This window comes from Spirulina subsalsa CS-330, assembly GCF_028330765.1.
In the GTDB taxonomy this organism is placed as follows: Bacteria; Cyanobacteriota; Cyanobacteriia; order Cyanobacteriales; family Spirulinaceae; genus Spirulina; species Spirulina subsalsa_A.
Map to the genome: position 1 here is coordinate 1 of NZ_JAQMTY010000294.1, position 18,309 is coordinate 18,309.

15 protein-coding genes are annotated in these 18,309 nt (G+C 53.4%); 8 read left to right on the forward strand and 7 right to left on the reverse strand.

Annotation, left to right across the window (positions count from 1 at the left end; translation table 11 throughout):
• Positions 1-162 precede the first annotated feature (162 nt).
• Positions 163-1,074, forward strand: a complete 912-nt coding sequence (locus tag PN477_RS20105) for a tetratricopeptide repeat protein (RefSeq protein ID WP_272120372.1) — start codon at positions 163-165, stop codon at positions 1,072-1,074.
• A 95-nt stretch (positions 1,075-1,169) separates the two neighbouring features.
• On the opposite strand, the gene PN477_RS20110 is transcribed toward PN477_RS20105, so the two are convergent.
• Entirely contained in the window at positions 1,170-1,622 is a 453-nt protein-coding gene (locus PN477_RS20110; RefSeq protein ID WP_272120369.1) for a response regulator, read from the reverse strand.
• Between the two features lie 723 nt (positions 1,623-2,345).
• On the opposite strand from PN477_RS20110, the gene bamE reads away from it, so the two are divergent.
• The gene (bamE, locus tag PN477_RS20115) at positions 2,346-2,696 is read left to right on the forward strand and encodes an outer membrane protein assembly factor BamE domain-containing protein (RefSeq protein ID WP_272120367.1); all 351 of its coding nucleotides are present in this window, start codon (positions 2,346-2,348) and stop codon (positions 2,694-2,696) included.
• A 147-nt stretch (positions 2,697-2,843) separates the two neighbouring features.
• Here bamE and PN477_RS20120 read toward each other — a convergent pair whose 3' ends face one another.
• From PN477_RS20120 to PN477_RS20135, 4 genes are all read right to left on the reverse strand, one after another.
• Positions 2,844-4,100, reverse strand: coding sequence for an AAA family ATPase (locus PN477_RS20120; protein WP_272120365.1), 1,257 nt, complete (start codon positions 4,098-4,100; stop codon positions 2,844-2,846).
• Positions 4,097-5,749 carry a tetratricopeptide repeat protein gene (locus tag PN477_RS20125; protein WP_272120362.1) on the reverse strand — a complete coding sequence of 551 codons (1,653 nt, stop codon included), beginning with the start codon at positions 5,747-5,749 and terminating at the stop codon, positions 4,097-4,099. Before PN477_RS20125 ends, PN477_RS20120 begins: the two co-directional genes overlap by 4 nt.
• Before the next feature lie 118 nt (positions 5,750-5,867).
• Positions 5,868-7,169, reverse strand: a complete 1,302-nt coding sequence (locus tag PN477_RS20130; RefSeq protein WP_272120360.1) for a TldD/PmbA family protein — start codon at positions 7,167-7,169, stop codon at positions 5,868-5,870.
• Positions 7,170-7,221: 52 nt separating this feature from the next.
• Complete coding sequence (locus PN477_RS20135; RefSeq protein ID WP_417158870.1) at positions 7,222-8,343, reverse strand: THUMP domain-containing class I SAM-dependent RNA methyltransferase; 1,122 nt, start codon at positions 8,341-8,343, stop codon at positions 7,222-7,224.
• A gap of 597 nt (positions 8,344-8,940) precedes the next feature.
• Here PN477_RS20135 and PN477_RS20140 point away from each other — a divergent pair.
• The 5 genes from PN477_RS20140 to scpB all read left to right on the forward strand — a co-directional run bounded on the left by PN477_RS20140 (position 8,941) and on the right by scpB (position 14,326).
• Complete coding sequence (locus tag PN477_RS20140) at positions 8,941-10,620, forward strand: DUF3685 domain-containing protein (protein WP_272120356.1); 1,680 nt, start codon at positions 8,941-8,943, stop codon at positions 10,618-10,620.
• A gap of 137 nt (positions 10,621-10,757) precedes the next feature.
• A complete protein-coding gene (locus tag PN477_RS20145) occupies positions 10,758-11,306 on the forward strand; it encodes an REP-associated tyrosine transposase (RefSeq protein ID WP_272117474.1) in 549 nt (182 codons plus the stop codon).
• Between the two features lie 220 nt (positions 11,307-11,526).
• Positions 11,527-12,684, forward strand: a complete 1,158-nt coding sequence (locus PN477_RS20150; RefSeq protein ID WP_272117477.1) for an SGNH/GDSL hydrolase family protein — start codon at positions 11,527-11,529, stop codon at positions 12,682-12,684.
• Between the two features lie 208 nt (positions 12,685-12,892).
• Positions 12,893-13,741 carry an ABC transporter ATP-binding protein gene (locus tag PN477_RS20155; RefSeq protein WP_272117479.1) on the forward strand — a complete coding sequence of 283 codons (849 nt, stop codon included), beginning with the start codon at positions 12,893-12,895 and terminating at the stop codon, positions 13,739-13,741.
• A 33-nt stretch (positions 13,742-13,774) separates the two neighbouring features.
• Entirely contained in the window at positions 13,775-14,326 is a 552-nt protein-coding gene (gene scpB / locus PN477_RS20160) for an SMC-Scp complex subunit ScpB (RefSeq protein ID WP_272117481.1), read from the forward strand.
• Between the two features lie 135 nt (positions 14,327-14,461).
• On the opposite strand, the gene lysS is transcribed toward scpB, so the two are convergent.
• Positions 14,462-16,171 carry a lysine--tRNA ligase gene (gene lysS, locus PN477_RS20165; protein ID WP_272117483.1) on the reverse strand — a complete coding sequence of 570 codons (1,710 nt, stop codon included), beginning with the start codon at positions 16,169-16,171 and terminating at the stop codon, positions 14,462-14,464.
• A 283-nt stretch (positions 16,172-16,454) separates the two neighbouring features.
• Here lysS and PN477_RS20170 point away from each other — a divergent pair, with 283 nt between their 5' ends.
• Positions 16,455-17,618, forward strand: a complete 1,164-nt coding sequence (locus PN477_RS20170; RefSeq protein ID WP_272117484.1) for a pyridoxal-phosphate-dependent aminotransferase family protein — start codon at positions 16,455-16,457, stop codon at positions 17,616-17,618.
• 130 nt (positions 17,619-17,748) lie between these two features.
• Here PN477_RS20170 and PN477_RS20175 read toward each other — a convergent pair.
• A partial coding sequence (locus PN477_RS20175) for a PPC domain-containing protein (RefSeq protein WP_272147582.1) occupies positions 17,749-18,309 on the reverse strand: 561 nt, incomplete at its 5' end.

An 18,309-nucleotide genomic window follows, 5' to 3' on the forward strand; every position in this document is an offset into this window, starting at 1 on the left:
GCTAAATCTGAATTAACAGATTTGAGAAATCAGGATAAATCAATGGCGTTAGTCGTTGAGCCTAGCAACCCTCTGCAACTCTCGTTGTTTGAGTGGATAAATGGTCAGGTAACTGGCTGTTCAGAATCTCCCACTCTAGCCTGTAGGGTTTAGCGGGGGAGTATGTCAAAGATAGAATCACTGACGAAATCTCGATATACGATTGTGCCCAAGCGAAACTGGATCTTCTCAATTTTAGCGATCGCCGGACTGTGCCAACTGAGCTTACCCGCTCAGGCCCAGGCACTCCTTCCCTACCGTCTCAATCTCAACAGCGAGGATTTTGAAGAACAGGGTTTAGGCATCTTACAAGATGCCGTGCAGCTCACCCGGTTTGAGCAATACGATTTAGCCTTTCCTCGGGCCAAGCTAGCGGCTCAACTCGTGCCCCAGGAATTTCGAGCCTGGTTTCTCTTAGGCAGTTTACAGCTTCAAAACCAAGACTACCCAGGCGCGATCGACTCGTTGGAAACGGCTCAAACCTTGATGCCGTCTGCCGAAGAACTCCCGGAGCGTTCGGGTTTGTTGTTTATGCTGGGGTCGGCATATTTCCAAAATGAGCAATATGTCGAGGCGAAACAGGTGTTTAAGACCGGTCTGACAGAAGATGAAGAGTCGATTGAAGCCTGGTTTGATTTGGGCAATACCCATTACAAACTGGCGGAGTACGGTGATGCGATCGCCGCCTATCGCAAAGCGATCGCCCTGGAAGCCGACTTTTGGCCCGCCATTAACAATATTGGGCTAGTGGTGTATGAACAGGGAGACAGCAAAGCAGCCCTAGAGGCCTGGCAAGAAGCGCTCAAGATTGATGAGAATGCCGTTGAGCCGATGCTCGCGATCGCCGTCGCCCGCTATGCACAAAACCCCTCCGAAGAAGCCATTCGCCTCGGTCAACTAGCCCTATCCCTCGATCCGGCCTACGGTGATCTTGATTTTCTGATCCTCAATCTTTGGGGCGATCGCCTGATCGAAGACACAGAGCAATTCTTGGCACTCCCTGCCATTCAAGATCAACTCAGTCAATTTCCTTAACCTCGATCTCACGCCACCCCAGCCAAAAAGGGCTGTTTAACCAGCCCTTTGGACGTGAAAGGTCGCCAAAGTTGAGCGGCTAGGGATTGCGTGGGTTAAACATCCGCATCAATGGGGCTGGGTTCAGGCGAGTGTGATGCGGGAGCTTGCACACCTTGGGTGAGATAGTGATTAATTTGCAGCACAAAATCATGATGGTCTACCACGGGTTTGGGAATGTAACCATCGGCTCCGCTTTGCTTCAGGTAGCGATCGCGATCGCCCGGCATATTAAACGCCGTCACCAACACCACCGGCAAATGCGCCGTCTCCGGATTCGCCTTCAAAAGCTGGGTAATCTGCACCCCATTGACCGCCTTGCCTTGGTAATAACTATTGGGCAAACCAATATCCATCAACACAATATCCACATCCCCCGCCTGAGCCGTGTCGAGCACATCATCCACGTCCTCCGTACACCGCACCTCAAACTGACCCCGCTTTGTTAAGACACGCGAAAATACCAAGCGGTTCATGGGATCATCTTCAACAATTAAAACCTTTGACATAATCTTCGGGGGCAAATGACGGAAGTATCGATGGAGCAGTCTGTACTATCAACGCACCACACAAATCACGGCACACTGTCCTCTTGGTAAGACGAGACAAGCCCAGAGCACCATCACTGCAATACTCTAAACACAGCATACCTAGAGATCTTCACCCCAAGGAAACCAAAATCAGTGACTTAATTGCATCACTCTCTTTTTCCATTTTGACATCCTCCCCAACCTAAATGCGTGGGGATTCCCAGTCCAACGAGCCAAACGGCCAACTTCCTAACAAATAGACCGCTCCGTGTGGGGTCTGACACACTATCCCTGCCTATGTGCAGTGCGACCCCGCCGTCGGCGCAAGACGCACTCGCGTAGCCTGTGCAAAGCACGTCAGAACGCTCATCAAGACAAGCGCCGTAGGTCTGCCCAACCCTGACGGATTCGATATTCTTTGCGCTATTCTATCGAAAGTCTCCCGAGAAGGGCGAGGCTTGTAACCCAATGGTTTTGGTCATGACTCATCCAGGTTAACGCTCAAGTCCCTGCGACAGCTTACCCATGATTAGTCCTTCCGACTGGGCGCAGTGAGACGAGTCGAGGGAACCAAAACCTTAATCCCCCTGCCTTAATGTAAACAAGAAGGATTGACCGGGACTTTATGTAAGCAGTCTTTTCGCTGTTGTTTAGGAGATTCTATCTATCTCGTTTTTATGGAGTTATTAAAAGGAGAAATAGATGAAGACTTCAGTATTTTCGATCATGGCTGGCATTTTTATTTTTGCAGCTTGGTATGTGTTTTTTGGGGTAGAGTCATACTTTTTTCTTTGGCCGTCTATCGATACACAATATTCAGAAAATTATAATGAAGAGAATTTCAATAAAATTACAATAGGTATGCCCAAAAATGAGGTAGACCAACTGATGGGGGAACCGTTGAGCATCTATCAAATCGAGGATGGCACTGCTATCTACTCTTATTCATCAGATGCACGATTGAAGATATTAGATTTTGCTTGGTTTGGGAGATCGGTCATATTCAGAGACAACAAAGTGATCGAGATTGAGAAAGAAATTTATTATGACTAAGTCGGTGGGCTGCACTGAAATGTGAGATTGGGTAACTTTGTGTACTCTAATTCTGGCCAATCGTTTTAGCCTCAATGATTCAGCCGTCATGGTTGATTGTGGGGCTTAATCCGAAGTGCGATCGCACTCTTACGGGTTAATTGAAGACTATTCCTCTTCAAGGGGGGCAAGTGGAATTGGTGCAAAAGCCTGCACATCGTCTTGAGCGATTTGATAAGCAAGGTCTTCGGTTTCAAGACGTTCCAGGATGGGGAGTAATTCTCCGAAACTGGCCACACCTAATTCCTGAAGCTCCTCATAGGTCATGTCTTCATCGGATAGGTTGCCGCGATTGAGGAGCAATTCGCGAACTCGTTCTTCTTGGAAGGTTAGAGCTGCCTGTTGCAGCATATCCATTTCGGCGGCACGGAGTCCTTGGTTGAGGATATCGAGGGTAATGGTTTCTGCACCAAGGTCTGCCGCAGTGGCCAAAATATGGCGACCTAAACGGTTAAAGAGGCGAGGTTTACCGAGAGAAGCCTGACAAAAATGTCGCGCTGCATCGGGCAAAAAGGGCAAAATTGCCCGCCGATCGTCGGGATCGTCATAGACATCGCCAATCCTGGCACTACTGAGATAGTTGATCAGCATTTGGTAGGTCGTGTCCTCATCAAGCTCGGTGAGGGGGAGTTGCAGATCAAATAAGCCGCGTTCACTGGTGAGCAGATCGCTGGTCATCCCGATGGGATGCCCCGTCAGCATGAACCAGGCGCGTCCTTTGAGTACGCCTTGAGCGTCGTGTAGCAGTTCGCTAACTTTGCGGGGTTCCTGTTTATCAAGATCGTCGATCGCGATCACAATTCCGTCAGGATAGGCTTTGTGAGCTTGTTCAAGGAGGGTGTCCAGCGCAAATGTCGGATATTGCAGGTTTGTGGTGGGTAGATTCTGTTCCGAAATCTTGCCCATAATCCCCATCGAGCCACCCACTTCAGAGCTGCGATCTTTCAAGGGTTTGGCGGTGGGGATGCCCATCTGGTGAAGCTGACGCTGTGCCCATTCATTGTCGGGGAGTTCTTGGGCGATCGCAATCAAAGCCGTGGTTGCAATATCAAGGTTGGCCGGTAATGAGACGTAGGTAGTCAGCATCTTCGGACGCTTGCGGCGCAGCACCGAAAGCACCTCCAACAAGAAGGCACTTTTACCGATACCCAGGCGACCATACACTAAAATTCGGCGGCGCTCACGGCTCTGGAAAAGATTAAAAACCTGGCGTAGTTCATGCTCTCGCCCCGTGAAGACGTGGTTCAGGGTTTCACTGCCAGCATCCAGTAGGTCAATCGGACTTTCGGTGAAGGGAATTTCACGAAGACCGAGGCGCTCAATACTGTTTGAAGATTGGTCAAAGATATCGTCGGCGGTTGTCATGGGTTCACCTGACTCAGTGCTTGTGTTCTTTGCTGTGCTCGTTGGGCTAATTGAAGTAGTCGTTCAACTTCGGCGATTTTCTTGGGCTGTCCCAATTGAGTATAGAGTTCTTGGGCTTGTTCGAGTTCGTGAAGTCCTTTGTCTAAGTAGCCTTGCTGGATGAGTACACTCCCTAAACCCAATCGACTTTTGGCGATACCTGGCTCTTCCTTGAAATGTTTGTAAATCCGTAGTGCGTCGCGGTATTTGGTGCGTGCATTGTACCAATCGGTCAAAATTTCGTGGGCACGGCCGGTTTGGTAGAGGGCGTTTGCGTAGGCTAATTTGTCATCACTGTTGCGGAGTTGCTCGATGCTATGGCGTAACAGTTGTAGTCCTTCTTGCCATTCCCCCGAACGAACGAGGCGACTGCCCAAAATCGATTGAGTGGCGGGGATGGCTTGCCAAATTTGTTTGCGATCGTAATGTTCGGGGCTGATGGTATCAACCGCGATTGTGTAGGCTTGGATCGCTTGTTCTAGGTCGTGGGAATTCTGGGTCTGTTCATAGTAGCGGGAGAGTGCATTTCCTAGGCGATATTGAGCATCAATATAGTCTGGACTGCCTTCGGCTAGGGTTTCAATGGCTTCGCGAAGCAGAGCAACTGCGGTTTCTAGATCACGGGTCTCTGGGGTGATCGAGACCTTTTTCATAAGGGCTTCGGCTAGGTTGCTTTGGTTCGTCGCCCACTTCTGCGGATAACAATCACGGGTAAAGACCTCTGCGGCTAACTCATAGTGAGTGATGGCTGTGTTCAGATGCTCTAGGACATTACCCCGAACATGATCGCGATAAGCAGTCGCCAGATTGTTCTGGGTCATTGCCCATTTTTCACGGAACTGCTCTTGGGTATACACCTGCAAGGCAAGTTGATAGGTGGTGATCGCATCTTCGAGGTTCTGGGCCCGCTCCCCCCGGATGCGATTGGAGTAAGCATTGGCCAGATTGTTCTGGGTCATCGCCCATTGTTCAGGGAACTGTTCTCGGGTATACACCTGCAAGGCGAGTTGATAGGCTGTGATCGCGTCTTCGAGGTTCTGGGCCCGCTCCCCCCGGATGCGATCGGCGTAAGCAGCAGCCAGATTGTTCTGGGTCATCGCCCATTGTTCGGGGAACTGTTCTCGGGTATACACCTGCAAGGCGAGTTGAGAGGTAGCGATCGCGTCTTCGAGGTTCTGGGCCCGCTCTCCTCGGATGCGATAAAGGTAAGCAGCAGCCAGATTGTTCTGGGTCGCTGCCCAATCTTCGGGGAACTCATCACGTCGAACGATCTTTAAGTTCAGTCGATAGAGAATGAGGCTGAGTTCTAGATTTAACCAGCGTTGTCCCCGAGGAAACTCACATAAAAAGTTAGCGAAATGGTTCGCAATGTTAGCGATGCGCCTTTGTTCCGATGGAGAAGACTGCTCAATGAGCCGATTAAACGCCAGGGGGAGCGATTCCAAAAGAGACTCGTTTAACTCATCCAGCTTGATCGCAACAAAATGCTCTAGTTTTTCAGGGTCTTCACCCTGCGTTTGGCTGCGCTCACCAAACGCAAGGAGCAGTTGTTTCGCTTCTCGGGTTGGAACCTCGCGCTTTTGACCAAAACCCTTCGCTTTTTTCGCCATGTCTGATGTCTGGTGACGCAACCAGTGAATATTGTGCCCTTCCCTCAACCATACCCAATATTTTGACGGCCCACTTCACAACAATTGAGTAACATCCCGTCCCCACCCTAGCCGACTATTAATCTGCCTCGTCCCCCACCACCGATAACCCCTGCACCACCACCGACGGGGTGGCGACATTGCCTTGCCAAGTGCGATCGCACCCCAAGCGCACATCCTGCCCCAAGGCTTCATAGACATTGCCCGTCACCATCGTATCCTTGACCCGGCCGATGATCTTGCCGTTGCGGACACGATAGCCTAAGTCCACATTCACCGAAAAATCCCCCGACAGATCCGCGCCCCCACCTAAAACCTGATCGACGATGAGGCCATCGGTGATCGTGTGGCGCAGTTGGGCGGCGGTCATCGGGCCGGGGTCAATTAAGAGGTTGACGAGATCGGGGCTGGGGTAGCGGCCTAGGTCGCTGCGGAAGCCGTTGCCGGTGCTGGGGAGGCCGAAACGACGGCCCAGGGTGCGATCGCAATACATCTGGGTAAACACGCCCCCTTCCATCAGGGTTAGGGCTTGGGTGGGCGTGCCTTCGTCGTCCATGGGGCAGTAGCCGCCGCCCTGCTGGGGGTCTTGGCGCAGGGTGAGGTTGGGGGCGAGGATGCTCTGGCCGTGGCGTTTGCTCCAGGGGGATGAGCCGTCGTGACAGGCTTTGGCGTTCATCGCATCGGCCACCACATCCCAGAGGAGGGAGGCGGCTTTGGGGGTGAAGAGGACGGGAACTTGGCCCGTGGGGGGCGCGGTATGGTGTTGGGCCCAGGTGAGATGCTCCAAAGTGGCGGCGAGGAGGTGATCCGGGTGGGGCAGGGTGTCGCTGTCGAGGTCGTCATAGATGCCGAGAAAGTCCTCGCCCCGTACCCATTCCACGCCGATGGAGGTGCTGAGGCTGGTGGTGGCGTATTGACCGTGAAACCCGTTGCTGGTAAGGAGCAGGACGGTATCGCGATCGCACTGGGCCGAGAAACTGCACAGCACATCCGGATAGGTGTCGAGGACTTGGGCGATGGTGCGATCGCCGAGATCCATCAGGGCTTCACTGTCGATCCAAGTGCCGCGATCGCTAGGCGTGATCGGGGTCGAGTCGGGGAGTTCGATGGGTTCACTGGGGTTGAGATTGGCGATCGCGATCGCATTTTCCACCAACGGCTCCGGGTTCACTTCCCCATAAGCCACCGCTAAACCGGGTCGCCCCTCCATCCAGACCCGCACCGCCATCCCCGCCGATTCACTACTTTCCAACTGTTTGAGGCGATTGGCTTCAAACACCACAGGGCGCGATCGCGAGGTGGAACTGTAGACCTCCACCGCCCCCGCCCCCAACCGTTGCGCCATCTCTAAAATCTGTTCGGCCCGTGCTAGCTCATTCATGCTCTTGTTTTGCATCTATCCGCTTGTTCATGGTTCAGGCTGACGTTGCGCCTCAATAGAGGTCATACCGGAGGAAGGTACAGGCGAGGGAACCGTTATACACCGGCAACCGTTGACTGGCTTTGAGTCCCACCTGTTTACCGAGGGCCTTGGTGGTGAGAATGTAGGCCGTCCAGCCGGTGAATTGTTGTTTGAGGCGATCGCCCAACTGCCGATAAAACTCCACCAATTCGCTCTCGTTCCCCAAACGATGACCGTAGGGCGGATTGCAGATTAAAACCCCCGATTCACAGGGGGGTTTCATTTCGAGAATATCTTCGGTTTGAAATTCGATCAGGCGATCGAGGCCGCAATATTCCGCGTTGCTGTGGGCCTGTTGGAGGGTGCTGAGGTCGCGATCGCTGCCGATAATCGGGGCAGCGAGGCGATCGCGTTGCTGGGCGGCCGCCTCTTGGCGCAATTGTTGCCACAGATCCGCATCAAAATCCTGCCAGGTTTCAAAGCCAAATTGCGCCCGAAACAGGCCCGGCGCAATATTCAACGCCTTTAAACCCGCTTCGAGGGGAATCGTCCCCGACCCACAACAGGGGTCATAGAGGGGGCGATCGCCCTCCCAGCCAATCTGCGCCAACAATGCCGCCGCCAGGGTTTCCTTCAATGGTGCAGTGCCCACCGCCGGCCGATAGCCCCGCCGATGCAAGCTACTCCCGGAACTATCGAGACTTAGCACCCCGGTGTATTTGTGAATGTGGAGATTGAGGCGCAGATCCGGTTGTTGCGCGTCCACATCGGAGCGGCGGCCACCCCGTTGGCGCTGTTGATCGACGATCGCATTCTTCACCTGGAGGGCGGTGAAATGGGTGTGATTGAGGGCAGCATTACTGCCGGTGCAGTCTACGGCCAAGGTGTGGGCAGGGGTGAGGTAATCGCGCCAGTCCAGTTTTTGCACATCACGATACAGGTCTTCCGCACTCCGGCAGGACACCTCTGCAATCGGCATCAGCACCCGGAACACCGTCCGCGCCCACAGATTGACCCGATAGAGCAAGGCGCGATCGCCCCAAAACTCCACCCCCGTAAATTGGGTCGAAACCTGCTCGGCCCCTAAGGCTTCTAATTCCTGCGCCGCCAAAGGCTCTAGACCCCGCGCCACCGTCGCAAAATATCGCTGCATCGTCATCTCATCTCATGATCCCATAGGCCAGATATAGCACTACGCTGCACCATTGCGGCAGGATGGGCGGCCAAACCATCTAAACTTTCGTCTGTCCGGCTCTGTACATCATTGACATACTCACCGTCCTGAAGGAGCGGTGATTCTTGACACTTCACCGAGACTTGCTACCGAAGCAGTCTTACTGTCTCTCCATGCCCATTTAAAGTCGTGGCAATGCCCTATCCCGACTTGTGAACAAGCTAAAAGTCTGTTCAGCCTATTTACTGCAAAGCTTTTACCCAAGTTCAGTGCTACCATCTTGGTGGTCTTCTTCAACTTGGAACCCGCTAACTTTGGTTTTCAAGGTTCAGTTTTGGTGGCTTGGTTATCGCCATTCCAATTCTAGTCCATCAAAGCCGTCCTGGAAGGACGGGGTTTTAAACCCAAAATTTTTGATAATTCTAGAAAAAAAGTGCGATGGGGCAAGGGGCTTAAGACCCTTGTTCAAGGGGGCAGGGTCAGGATTTGGAACAAGATGAGCCGCAACGGGAAAATCAGGGATAATGGGAGCTAATCTTTTTTTAAAATTGCGCCTTTGCATGTGCTGCTGCAATTGTGAGTAACGCTGAACCCACTCCCACGGCTTCCCCCGACGATCGCACCCTTGCGATCCGCATCATCGACCCTGATCCGGTCTTTCGTGTGGGTTTGGTCACAGTCCTCAGCCCGATGCCCCGGATTACGATCCTAGTCGCAGGGGATTGGGCAGCCGAACCGGATTCGGATGCGATCGCAGCCTTACCCGCTGCCGCCACCCCCGTTACTCTAATCGACTGCGGCGGCGATTGGGGTCGCCTCGAACAATGGCAGATCAACCATCCTGAACAGTTACTCATTCTCCTCACCCCCTGCCCCGATCCCGCCCAACGCCAAACCCTGAAAAATCTGGGCATTGAGGGCTACTGTCCCAAAGGTAGTTCCCCTGCGGTGATCCGCTCGACGCTGGAGCAAGTGGCAGCGGGAGAAATCGTTTGGCCCAAAGACCGCCCGACTCGATTAATCCCGTCCCCCCATTTCCCCAACCGCCCCCCAACTTGGCTGTATAACCTGCGCCGCTCCGGGTTGAGCCAAATTAATACAGCCCTGGCCACATTAAACGATCGCATCGACCAAGCCCCCCTTGCCCCCCTCGATCGCTTCATGCTCCAAGGGCAACAGCGCGAACTACGGGCGGCGCGGTGGTGTCTGCATCAACTCCTGCCGGTGGAAGTGGTGTTAACCCAGACCGAACCGGCTCCAGAGGGAACCGAGCCGGAACATTTAGCCGGGGAATTGGTAGAAGCCTCAGCAGAATTGGCCCCGATCGCCACCCGGTTTATACCCCTCCTCAGTGCCAGCCGGGTGGGGTTGGTCAATAAAAGCGGCGTGGTGATGGAAATTGATATTTTGCGGCGCGATCGCTGTTCAGAATTACTCTATTTAATCAGTCAAACCCTGACCCGCTGGTGCGACGAAGCCCAACACCTCCAACTCGACCCTGACGCAATCCGCCGCCAAACCCCCGACATTCTCCGCGACCTCTGGCAACAAATCACCCTCGAATGGTTGCGCCGCTACTATCCCGGCCAAAGCCAAAACACCGCCCTCGTCGATCTCGTCTGGGCTGAATTTCCCAACATCGCCGCCCCCCTCACCCAAAGCCCCCACGCCGCCGCCCTCCTCGCCCACCTGATCCACCACACCCCGATCCCCGTCGAGCAGATCGACTATCGCGGCGAATCACCGGAAGCCGCAGCGCGATCAACGCTGTTGCTCGATCATCTCGTTTTACAGTTAGCCAATGGGGTGATGCAGTTGGTGTTAAACCAATATGCCGACGTGGAAGCGGTGAAATATCAACTCTACGATCGCCGCTATTTTTCCACCCGCGCCCTCACCCGCTTCCGCAATGAACTCTCGTGGCGGTTCCGTCTTGATGCCTATTGGCACGAACCCCGCGCCATTTTTGAAAGCCGCTACCGGCTGCTTTATCTCGATGGCAGCACAATTCGCCACCAATCCATCTACGGAGCGCGACAGGAGGAACTCCAACAACTCCAGGGCCTCCGCTGGTGGGTCACGATCGCCCTCGAAACGCGAGATGCGATCGCGCCACGGGTGCGATCGCTCATTGCCTGGCTCGGTCAAGGGGTCGTGTATCTCTTAACCCAAGTGGTCGGGAAAGGTTTGGGATTAGTAGGACGCGGCATTATCCAAGGCTTAGGAAATAGCCTCGATCAACGCCGCAATGGGTGAAGCGCGATCGTAAATCCAGTAGGGTGTGTTAGGCGGCCACAATTTTGAATCAAAGAGAACAAATTAAAATCCGCCGTAACGCACCCCTTGAATCCGCCGTAACGCACCCCTTGAATCCGCCGTAACGCACCCCACTAATGTCAAACTATCGTAGATTTAAAGTCTCCGGCGGCACATACTTTATCACCCAAGTTACCTATCAAAGAGAAAAATGGCTCTGTCAAGATATCGGTCGCCAAGCCCTACGAGAAGCCATCTTAAAAGTCAAATCAAAATATCCATTTTCGCTTGATGCTGTTGTGTTACTACCCGATCATTTTCATTGGATCTTCACATTGCCACCCGATGATCATGATTTTTCGGTGCGTCTCCGACTGATCAAAACCCATGTTACCAAGCATTACAGAAACCGAATTGATATCAAACGTAATATTTCTCGTTCTCGTCGTCAACGTCAGGAGAAAAATCTTTGGCAGCGACGGTTTTGGGAGCATCTGATTCGAGATGAACACGATTTTGCTCGACATTGTGATTATATCCATTACAATCCGGTGCATCATGGACTGTGCATCTCGCCACAGGATTGGACTTTTTCAACGATCCATCGGTTTATTCAAGAGGGAGTTTATCCACCCGATTGGGGCGGCAGTGATGAAATAACTGTGGAGGATTTAGAGTGTGAGTAATGGGGTTAGTGCGTTACGCAGGAAGGAAAGTGAATCAATTTACGGTGATATTGGTTGCCTGCTAACGCACCCTACTGCAATGGCATAGCTAAAAATAGGCTTTATTATAGGGTGGGTTAGGCGGATCAAACTCCTGCCATCCCTACAACCTAGTAATTCGCCGTAACCCACTGTTTAAGGTGTGTCGTGACACTACAAAAGCTACTTATTTTTTTAGATTATGTATAAGAAAGCAAGCAAACGAATAAGTCGGCGTGTTTTTTGCTTAACTTCATTCTTTTTTCTCGGTCTCAACATCGGCAGACTAGCTAAATCAGAGCATTTTCCTTGGTTGCAGTTGAAGAAGAAATTTCCTGCTGATCACCCCTTCATTCGCTACATTGGCCGTGTCGATCAGCGTGATCCCCAAGCAGTGCGCTTGGGCTGGTCAGGCAGTACGATTACATTTCGATTCTCGGGTGCTTACTGTGCAGTCATGCTAAACGCTCCACCCAATGACAAAGGCTTACACAATTATTTTGCTGTCATTATTGATGAGCAAGCTCCGTTCAAGATTGCCATCTATCCTGGACTCTCACAATACACGATCGCTACAGACCTCGAACCCGGCGAGCACCATGTAACCCTATACAAACGCACCGAGGTTGAGCGGTTTTCACCTGTCACCTTTCGGGGGATTGAACTCGCTCTTGGCGAAACCTTGCTGCCGTTGCCACCACCCCTCGATCGCACCATTGAGCTGATTGGCGATTCCCATGCCTGTGGCTTTGGCAATGAAGCCAATCATCACAATGACCCGTTTGAAGATCATACAGAGAATGCCTATTTAGCCTATGGTGCGATCGCCGCACGTTTACTTAATGCCAACCTGATTAATCTCTGTCGCTCGGGTTTTGGTTTAACTCGTAATGCCAATGGGGAGACAACCCCTACGATGCCACACCATTATGAGTTACTCCTGCCCCCGGAACCAGAGCCGTGGAATTTTCAGTCTTACATTCCAGATTGTGTGTTGATCCACCTAGGAACCAATGATGGGTTTTACAAAGTCGATCGAACCCCCGATCGGGCGTTATTTGTTGAAACGGGTGTTGCTCTAGTCAACCGAATTCAAGCTCGTTACCCAAGCGCTCAACTTGTCTGGTTATTTCTAGATCGGACATTACCCAATGGAGACCCCTCAGTCGCTGAAGACTACCTGCGCGAGATCCAACGTACGATTGATGCGCAAGGCGGTAAATCGATTGAGATATTTGAAATTGCCGGTGCTCGCGAAGAATGGGGTTATGGTGCAGTATGGCATCCGAGCCTGACTCAACACCAATACAATGGTGAGAAACTGGCTTCTTTCTTGGGTGATTTATTGGGTTGGAGTTAACGATAGATAATGTGTACTTTACAAGACAATTGAATCCTTAGCGTACGATTTTTGGTGCGATTCGTTCAGTGCGTCGCAAATCTTGTCGAGTGCGTTAGGCGGCTACAATTCAGAAGTCAAACGAATAATCTACAAGCGGATTTAGCCCCCCGATCGCTCAATGGTGCTACCCTACAGAGTGACCTAAAACCCTTTACCGTAAAAACCTGTGTCTGCTGTTACTCTCGATCGCGTCTGCAAAACCTATAACAATGTGCCTGTGGTGCAAGATCTTTCCTTTGTGATTCAGCCGGGGGAGATGTTCGGGTTGTTGGGGCCGAATGGGGCGGGTAAATCGACGACGATTCGGATGTTGATTACGTTGACGGAACCGACGGCGGGCAAAATTGAGGTGGCGGGCCATGATGTCACCCAAAACCCGGCGTTGGTGAAGCGGTCGATTGGGGTGGTGTTGCAGCAGATGAGCGTTGATATTGATTTATCGGTGTGGGAAAATTTGGAGTTTCACGGGCGGCTGCACCATATTCCGAAGGCGGAACGCCAGCGGCGGATTGAAAAATGGCTGGGCTATGTGGAGTTGAGCGATCGCAAGGATGACCGGGTGAAAACCCTCTCCGGTGGGATGAAACGCCGCCTCCAAATTGCCCGCGCCCTGATGCACGAGCCGGATATTCTCTTTCTCGATGAACCCACCGTCGGCCTTGACCCCCAGAATCGTCGCCGTTTGTGGGAAATTATCCGCGACCTCAATCGCCAAGGCATGACGATGTTACTCACCACCCATTACATGGATGAGGTGGAATTCCTGTGCGATCGCATCGGCATTATGGATGGGGGGCAGTTGATCGCGTTGGGGACATTAGAGGAATTTAAGGCGAAACATGGTTCTGGGTTGATTGTGCGGCAAGTGGGCGATCGCCTCGAATCGGAATTTTTCCCCACCGTCCAAGCCGCCAGCGACCACCTCGACACCATCCCCGACAAAACCGGGATGATGTGCCGCGCCTCCAACCTGGAAGATATCTTTGTCAAACTCACCGGCCATCAGTTAGATTGATGTGTTGATCAATTCTGTGCGTTCAAGCTGTCTATGACCGATTCCGCCCCCCGTCTCGCCACCTGCATTGAAGCGATTCTCTATCTCAAAGGACAACCCATGACCCTAGGAGCGATCGCAGACTATGCCGGATGTGGGCGCAAAACCGCCAGCGATGCCCTCCTCGAACTGATGGACGACTATGCCCACCGAGACAGTGCCCTCGAAATCGTCGAAACCCCCTCCGGCTATAGTCTCCAACTCCGTCCCACCTTTGAAACCCTGATCCAGCACCTCGTCCCCGCTGAACTGGGCATCGGTGCGCTACGTACCCTCGCCGTCGTCGCCCTCAAATCCCCGATCATCCAAACCGACTTGATCGAACTACGGGGCAGCAGCGCCTACCAACAGGTGCAAGAACTTGTTGAACTCGGCTTTGTTCGCAAACGCCGCCAAGCCGAAGGCCGTTCCTATCTCCTCGAAATCACCGACAAGTTTCACCATTATTTTGAAGTAGACGAACTCTCGAAAATCATGGCCGAGCACCGCCCCCTCTCAGAACCCGGTGAGGACAGGGACGAAGTGCTACTCGATGAGCCATCGTGAGGCGATCGCGCCCTCTTTGGGCTACGGTTTAACCCGCCTGCCTTTGATCCCCTTCAGAACAGGGACTGAATCCCCAATCCGGATGGATGACCCCAACGGATTTATGTTAGGGCCGCGAGGGCGATTGAGGCCACGTTAAACAATGCGATCGCATCCATACTGTTCGCGGATCTGTGCGTTAAAAAATTGACCCAGGGAGGGCGCTTGTTTGAGCGCGTGATAGAGGTCGGGCGGCACATCGTTGTAATGGTAAACGCTGCCTTGGTTAAAGGTCACTTTGAGGATTTTTTTTTCCGCGTCGTAGTCCGCTGAAGCGATCGCCGCGCTGGTGTTTTTCAGCAGCGGGAACGCAATCACATCCCGAATACTTGGCGCATCCGTCAGCACCATCACCAGGCGATCAATGCCAATCCCTAACCCCCCCGTCGGCGGCATCCCATATTCCAACGCCGCGAGAAAATCCTCATCCACGCCATGGGCCTCCACATCCCCCGCCGCCTTTTTCGCAGACTGGGCTTCGAGGCGTTGCCGTTGGTCAATGGGATCAGTGAGTTCCGAAAAACTATTGGCCGTTTCCCGTCCGACCATGAACAATTCAAACCGCTCCACGAGGCCCGCTTTTTCGCGGTGGGGTTTCGTTAGGGGCGAAATTTCCAGGGGATAATCAATGATAAAGGTGGGTTGAATCAGGGTGGCTTCTACTTTTTGCTCGAAGGCTTCATTTAACAAATTGCCGATGCTGGCGCAATCGTCCGGCACATGAATGCCCGCTGCGTTGGCGGCTGCGATCGCCTCACTCAAAGCCTCAAACGCCGTAAAATCAACCCCCGTCGCCTCCCGTACCGCATCATGCATCGTCACCCGTCGCCAGGGCGGAGTGAGATCAACCGCTGTGCCTTGGTATTGGAGTTTGAGCGTACCGAGCACTTCCTGAGCGGCCGTGGTGACGAGGGCTTCCGTGAGGGCCATCATGTCGTGATAGTCAGCATAGGCTTGGTAAATTTCAATCGAGGTGAATTCCGGATTGTGGCGGGTCGAAACCCCTTCATTCCGGAAAATACGCCCCAATTCAAACACCTTTTCAAACCCGCCCACGATCAACCGTTTCAGGTGCAATTCCGTGGCGATGCGCAGATACAAATCCATCTGCAAGGTGTTGTGGTAGGTGATGAAGGGGCGAGCTTCCGCGCCGCCGGCTTCACTTTGCAGCACGGGGGTTTCGATTTCGATGAAGTCGTGGTCGTCGAGGTAGCGGCGGATGGCGGCGGTGATTTTGGCACGGCGGCGGAAGGTTTCGCGCACGTTCGGGTTAACGATTAGGTCAACGTAGCGTTGGCGGTAGCGTTTTTCGGTGTCGGTGAGGCCGTGCCATTTGTCGGGGAGGGGCAACAGGGATTTGGTCAGCATCGTGTAGGTGCTGACGTTGACGGAGAGTTCGCCTTTTTGGGTACGGCGGATCGTGCCGGTCACACCGATAATATCGCCTACATCGGTGAGTTTTTTGAGGAGGTTGAAGGCGTTGGGGCGGTCTTCCATGTGGGCGGTGACGCGCTTTTTGTCAAAGTAAAGCTGAATCGTGCCGCTCTCGTCTTGGAGGGTGAAAAATGCCAGTTTTCCGAAGACTCGTCGCGCCATAATCCGGCCGGCGATCGCCACAGAATCTTCCACTTCCGCTTCTGGGGCCAGGTCGGCGTATTTGGCCTGCAACTCAGCGGCGTGGTGGGTGGATTCCCACCGGTAGGCGTAGGGGTTCATCCCTTCGGCTTGGAGTTGATCGATCTTTTCGAGGCGGGTGGCGCGGATGTCGGCTAGCGTGGATTGAGCGGGATTGGTGTCAGCAGCCATAGGTTAATGGGGTGTAGAGGTTCAGCGGTTGAGAGGGGGGCAGTTAATGCGTTGACTTTCTATTCAATTATAGCAAAATTTCAACGTTGATTTCGAGCCGATTCGGTCAATTAAGCAGAGACCACTATACCCTAGAACCGAATTCCTGTATAGGGTTGAGCGATCATCAAGCGGTGCGATCGCCCCTCCATCCCTGCCCCAAACGTTAACTAAAATTCAAAGACAAAAGGGAGCAATGACTCCGATAATAGGAAATGAACGGTAACAAATTTAACAAAAATTCATGGCTTCCCCCCACCCCCTCACGGCCCCCACGGTCAATCAACAGGATCACCTCCACCTCGCCCCCCTCAACATCCCCACCCGTCTCCTCTTAGGCCCTGGCCCCTCCAACGCTGACCCAGCGGTGATCGCGGCCCTGAACCGCCAACCCATTGGCCACCTCGACCCCGCCTATCTCCAACTGATGGACGAGGTGCAAAGCCTGCTGCGCTACACCTGGCAAACCACCAACCCGATGACCCTCCCGATCAGCGGCACGGGGTCGGCGGCAATGGAAGCCACCTTAGCGAATGTGGTGGAGCCGGGCGATCGCGTCCTCGTTGGAGTATCGGGCTACTTCGGGCATCGTCTTGTGGATATGGCCGGGCGCTACCGGGCCGACGTGCGCACCCTCCATAAACCCTGGGGGGGCGTGTTTAGCCTCGCTGAACTCCGCACCGCCCTCGAAGAATGCCGCCCCCAAGTCCTCGCCCTCGTCCATGCCGAAACCTCCACCGGAGCGCGTCAACCCCTCGAAGGCATCGGTGCTCTCTGTCGCGAATTTGACTGCCTTTTCCTAGTGGATACCGTCACCAGCCTTGGGGCTGTACCCCTCTTCCTCGACGAGTGGAATGTAGATCTCGCCTACAGTTGCAGCCAAAAAGGGTTAAGCTGCCCCCCCGGAATTTCCCCCTTCACCATGGGCCCCCGCGCCCTCGCAAAACTCGACAACCGCAGCACCAAGGTCGCCAACTGGTATTTGGATATGTCCATGCTCCGTAACTATTGGGGCAATGGTCGGGTCTATCACCACACGGCCCCGGTTAACATGACCTATGCGATTCGTGAGGCTCTCCGTCTCCTGGCCGAAGAAGGACTCGAACAGGTGTGGGCCCGCCATCAACGCAACGCCGAACAGTTATGGGATGGTTTAGAGGCGTTGGGCCTGCGCTGTCATGTGGAGCGGGCCTATCGTCTCCCGACCCTAACCACGGTGCGGGTTCCCGATGGGGTGGATGCGAAAGCGGTGACGCGCCGCCTCTTGGCAGAATACAACCTCGAAATTGGCAACGGTTTAGGGGAACTCAGCGGCCAGGTGTGGCGCATTGGCCTGATGGGCACGAATAGCCGCCCTGAAAATGTGGAAACGGTGCTGACGGCGCTGGGCGAAGTGTTGGGGCGCTAGGACGATCGCGGGGCCGGATCTCGTCCCGGCTGATCAGGGGAATTGGGATGCGATCGCCATGGCAAACCTGCGATCGCATCCCGTTCACCCCCCGATCCACAGAAGGCTGAGAGATGCGCGATCGCACCCCCTAGCGAATCGTGATCGTATATTGACCAAGATCGTCATTGCCGTACCCATTCACAAAAACACGATAGATGCCGTTGTAGGGGAGGGTGATGGTAACGCTGGAATTACTTTCACCATTCGCATCATCATTTTGGGCCAGAATTTCTAAACCACTTTCATTAAAGACAGCGAGAAAGGTATCAAACTCATTGCTCCGGAGTTGAATCGTGATCGATTGTCCCGCTTGCCCTTCAAACAAATGTTCATCATAAAAGCTCCCATCTTCGTACTGCCGATCGTTGTTTTCAAGAGTGCCTTGACGGAGCAAGAGAAAACCCTGAGAGATACTTTGAGGATCGGGATTGATCAGGCTGGCAATTTCAGGGTTGCGGGTTTCGGGGGGGCGGTCTGGGTTGGTGGTGGTACTGGGTTGGGCGGCAATGTCGCTACCGTTGGGATCTTCGGGGGTTGGTAGGGCTGTGGTGCTGGGAACTTCAGGGGTTTCAGGAATTTCGGGGGTTTCAGGAACTTCAGGCGTTTCAGGAACTTCTGGCGTTTCAGGAACTTCAGGCGTTTCAGGAAC